This window comes from Gilliamella sp. GillExp13, assembly GCF_001690815.1.
Taxonomy (GTDB): Bacteria; Pseudomonadota; Gammaproteobacteria; order Enterobacterales; family Orbaceae; genus Gilliamella; species Gilliamella bombi.
The window spans coordinates 1-4050 of record NZ_LZHJ01000087.1 but is presented as its reverse complement, the minus strand read 5'-3'; the positions used below and the strand labels follow the sequence as shown (position 1 = coordinate 4050).

The following is a 4050-nucleotide window of genomic DNA, read 5'->3' as shown; positions in this document are numbered from 1 at the left end:
ACCGCCTCCGAAACGAGAGATATGATAATAAAATTGCTAACGCCGTTTAAAAAGATGGTTAAAAGCATCACCTTTGATAATGGGATGGAATTTAATTATCATCATGCGATTGAGCATTATTTAAATACTACCGTATACTTTGCGGAGCCTTATAAAAGCTGGCAAAGAGGTACCAATGAAAACACCAATGGCTTAATACGTCAGTTTATACCAAAGTCAGCGGCCATTTCATTAGTTGACGACGAACAGATAAAAAAAATTCAATATCTATTGAACACACGCCCAAGAAAACGGCATAAGTTTAAAAGCCCTGCCTCCTTTTATTCGAAGGAGTTAAGAAAAATTGCACTTCATGGTGTAATCTAGGTAATGCTATTTTTATAATTGAAAAAATAGATAAACTTGTTTAACCCAAAAGCGATGAAACAAGTTTAGAAAAAATCAAATTAAAAAATAAATTTAAAACGATAACGTACCAAAAGCATTACACCAGTCTTGATCAAACTTAGTAATCACCGCATCAACAGCTGGATCAGAAATAAATAGCTCAGCCACATCCACTGGCAACGTAATAGACTTACAACCAGCAAGTATACAGTCTAACGCTTGCCTTGGTGTTCTAAAGCTTGCGGCTAATACCAGCGATTGTGGACAGTGCAAATCTAACAATTTTTGTAATTCCAGTACTGTATCTTTACTATTTCCGCCTTGAGCATCAATGCGATTAACATAAGGTGCAATATATTTAGCCCCTGCTAATGCAGCTAAAAATCCCTGCCCTGCACCATAGACAGCCGTTCCCAAAGTTGGAATTCCTTGCTGGGTTAATTCTTTAATTGCAATCAATCCTTGAGCATTAACAGGAATTTTAGTCACAATCGATGGTACTGCTTTTCTAAGCTGATAAGTTTCTTTTATCATTTCATCAGCATTACTTGAAAGTACCTGAGCAAATAGTAATTTATCTGAACCCAATACTTCTTGTAATTCATTTAATAACAAAAAAATTGGCTTGCCCGATTTTGCTACAATGCTTGGATTAGTGGTAACCCCACTAATAGGTAACACCTTAGCTAAACGTTTTATGGCGACAATATCGGCGGTATCTAAATATAATTCCATGGTTAACTCCCAGCTAAAACCAACAAACATCTATTAACGTATACATATAACGCTTTTTGTATTCAAATTTTGCGTTACAGCTATAGTAAAAAAAACTGACAAAATCGCCTAGAAGACAATTTTGTCATTTACTGGATTTTTGTACGCTAAATAAGAAATTGAGATTTAGATCACACAACAAAAAATTAACATTAATTTATAAAATAAAAAGTTATACTTATTTTCATCTTTTCCATATCCGTATATAATCTAAACGATAGTACACGCTTGATTTATCATTAACTTAATTTATGACAAAAATCATTAACGAAAAACTAGCCAAACTAGTCAATAACCAAGAGTCAATCAATCATATCTATTTTGCTAATAGTAATACTTGTCCTCCTTTACTTGCCTACCAAGTCAACTTTCCTAGAGTTGAAGTTATATTAGAAGGAAAGCAACAGATGCTATGGGCGGATAGTAATGGCAAAGTTATTGAAAAAATATTATCAACTAATGATCTTTTATATATTCCCGCTCAAAGCTGGAACAAACCCATTTGGACAAGCCCTGTTACTTCATTAAACATATTATTTGGTAAACAACAAATTGGTATAAGCCTATTGCATTGGGATGGTACACAACTAATTCCGCTTGGGCAAATTAACGCACCAAGACGAGGCCCACGGGTTGGTACATTTATTATTCAAGCTCTGACCGAACTTATCTGGCAAAACCAATCATGTAAACAAAATCAAACTGCTTACTATCTTATTCACAGTTTACTTAGCAACACGCTCGATTTGTTAAATATCAATATCAAAACATCATCCAAAACGACTTGCCTATATGAAGCCATTCGTCAATATATTGATACTCACTTTCGTGAAGATATTACACGCAACTTTTTAGCTAATATGTTTTACATTTCACCTAATTACTTATCACATCTATTTCAAAGCGAGGGGAAAATAGGGTTAAATGAATATCTAAATCATATTCGCTTAGAATGTGCAAAATCGCTATTAAAAGATTATGATCTAAATATAAAAGAAATTACTCTAGCATCGGGGTTTAAAGATAGTAATTATTTTTGTCGGATTTTTAAAAAAAAGACAGAACGAACACCAACCGAATATCGTCGACAATATCATAGTAAGTTAATGTACAAATAGTTTTTTCACAGTAAACTTTCAAACTCTTTTGTTTTTTACATTGTACCAAAATTACACATATTTATCGCCCTTGTTTAGCGCACTCAATTATCGGTACATTTTTATATAAATATCAATCAGGTAGAATATTGATTTTATTTATCTTTTTAAAAATCAATTTTTTATAGACTGCTATTTTTTAGCGTGTCAAATTTAATTTTTAAGAAAAGGGCTTTTAGGCTTTCTGTTATTAAAATGCAAAGCTATCAAGCTTTGCTATTTTGGCTACCCTCCTCACACTGGAATTTTATTCTTTTATTGATTATTCTTTATTAATATCAAAATATCATCAGCGCCATAAGGATTAAAAACTAAAGGATGATGCAAAAACCGTAATTGTTGGATGAGCAGAACAAATATTACCATTATCCGCACCTACATCAAACTGGCAGTCCCTGCTCTTCGTTGTGTCACTTGTCCAGTAATTTTGGTCAACAAAGTACGCAACAGTATAACGTTAGCTCGCCCACGCTGTGAGCGAAGAAGGGTGCCCTTGCTCAACCCTTCCTTAAATAACCTCGGCTATATTAGTCCATATTCGCCTCGGGCGAGCCAAAGACTAAGAAATAAGGACTAAGGACTAAGGTTTGAGGCGCAAATAACACCACATTCGTGGGTACCCATGGCGGGCCTGTACTCACTTTGGATAGTGCCCATGAGCGCGAGAACATAGAGCTGCGAGTTATCTATTACATCGATCGTCCAGTTGCAGTCGTTGAAGTAAAGCCGGCCACCATCTTCGTATAAGTGCATATTGCCCCACTCGGTAAAAAAGCCTGCACCAATATGACGCCTGTAACCTAGTGAAAATCTTGCTCTGTGGTTAGTTAAATCCCTGACCCTTGGCATTTGGTAGCCTATACTATTACACCATGCTAACTGTTTACCATAAAGTGAATGACCCAGATAACCCCGATGGACGAACCACTGCCTCAAGACAAATCCATATTTTACTACTTCAACGCCATATATATCTCTACCCACTAACTCAAACGTCTGTGGTAACTTTGGCTTAGCAATTCGGCTAGGATTTGGATTATCCCATTGATTTCTTGCCTCTGGACCTGTTAGCTTAACACGGGCGACAAATTTTCCCCAATCTTCAGGAGGAATCCAAACATCATGATTTTTAACATTTGTCACTGTCGCAGTAATTCCCTCATGCGTGACCGGTTCCCATGTCAATTCTCTTACATCTATTCCTGTAATGAGTAAATCAAAATGTAAACCATCCGCCCCTGTAGTTGGAAAATTGAGGTTGTATGATTCAGGATTGATTGATTGAACTAAGAAGCCCTTCTTAGGATTCCACATGTCAGCTGGACCAGCGAATTTGCCGTCACCATAATTTAGATTAGGTCTTACATAATCGATAACTGGCGACTGTTGTAGCAGTATTGCATCACTACGATTACCCGTTCTAGCCTTTTTACCATTCGCCTGTACATTCCATGAAGATGTCAATAATAACAGCGCTAATACTAGTAAAGGTGATTTAGGTGATTTGAGCAATAATTTCGATAATTCGTTGAGAGATAATTTCGAAAATATAAATAAGTTTCGTGCAAAAATTCGTCGAATAAGTTTATTTGATAAATTTAAGAAATACGTTTGCCAGGCCTTGTGCCTTGTGCCTTGTGCCTTGTGCCTTGTGCCTTGTGCCTTGTGCCTTGTGCCTTGTGCCTTGTGCCTTGTGCCTTGTGCCTTGTGCCTTGTGCCTTAAATGATAATG

Annotated in this window: 4 protein-coding genes; 2 read left to right on the top strand and 2 right to left on the bottom strand. The window is 36.2% G+C overall.

What is annotated here, in order from left to right; all coding sequences use genetic code 11:
- On the top strand, positions 1-366 hold a 366-nt coding region (locus A9G37_RS06075; RefSeq protein WP_141671094.1), incomplete at its 5' end, for an IS30 family transposase.
- A 93-nt stretch (positions 367-459) separates the two neighbouring features.
- On the opposite strand, the gene fsa is transcribed toward A9G37_RS06075, so the two are convergent.
- On the bottom strand, positions 460-1122 hold the full coding sequence (gene fsa / locus A9G37_RS06070; protein ID WP_065574930.1) for a fructose-6-phosphate aldolase: 663 nt from the start codon (positions 1120-1122) through the stop codon (positions 460-462).
- A 290-nt stretch (positions 1123-1412) separates the two neighbouring features.
- On the opposite strand from fsa, the gene A9G37_RS06065 reads away from it, so the two are divergent.
- Positions 1413-2279: a helix-turn-helix domain-containing protein gene (locus tag A9G37_RS06065; RefSeq protein WP_065574929.1), complete on the top strand. Its 867-nt coding sequence runs from the start codon at positions 1413-1415 to the stop codon at positions 2277-2279.
- A 612-nt stretch (positions 2280-2891) separates the two neighbouring features.
- On the opposite strand, the gene A9G37_RS06060 is transcribed toward A9G37_RS06065, so the two are convergent.
- A complete protein-coding gene (locus A9G37_RS06060; protein WP_065574928.1) occupies positions 2892-3830 on the bottom strand; it encodes a hypothetical protein in 939 nt (312 codons plus the stop codon).
- Between the last annotated feature and the right edge of the window lie 220 nt (positions 3831-4050).

Coding starts and splice junctions, on each gene's coding strand:
- A9G37_RS06065 (WP_065574929.1), top strand. CDS start 1,413: ATGACAAAAATCATTAACGAAAAACTAGCCAAACTAGTCAATAACCAA.
- fsa (WP_065574930.1), bottom strand. CDS start 1,122: ATGGAATTATATTTAGATACCGCCGATATTGTCGCCATAAAACGTTTA.